This is a genomic window from Lachnoanaerobaculum sanguinis (assembly GCF_033242365.1).
In the GTDB taxonomy this organism is placed as follows: domain Bacteria; phylum Bacillota; class Clostridia; order Lachnospirales; family Lachnospiraceae; genus Lachnoanaerobaculum; species Lachnoanaerobaculum sanguinis.
The window spans coordinates 1-269 of record NZ_BTHK01000093.1 but is presented as its reverse complement, the minus strand read 5'-3'; the positions used below and the strand labels follow the sequence as shown (position 1 = coordinate 269).

Here is a 269-nt window from a genome sequence, read left to right as displayed (position 1 = left end):
GTGTCATACATAAACACTAAATCTAAATGATTTAAGAGGTTAAACATAAAGAGCGTAGGGTGGATGCCTAGGCACTGACAGCCGAAGAAAGACGTGACAAGCTGCGAAAAGCTGCGGGGAGAAGCACATATTCAGTGATCCGCAGATGTCTGAATGGGGAAACCCACTTGGAAGAACTCCAAGTATCTGTACGCCAATACATAACGTACAGAGGGGAACCCGGTGAACTGAAACATCTAAGTAGCCGGAGGAAAAGAAAACAACAGTGA

At 45.0% G+C, this 269-nt stretch carries 1 rRNA gene; it reads left to right on the top strand.

Annotated features, from left to right (window positions below):
* Positions 1-36: 36 nt before the first annotated feature.
* Positions 37-269 (top strand): 23S ribosomal RNA (locus SBH76_RS13660); the annotation flags it as partial.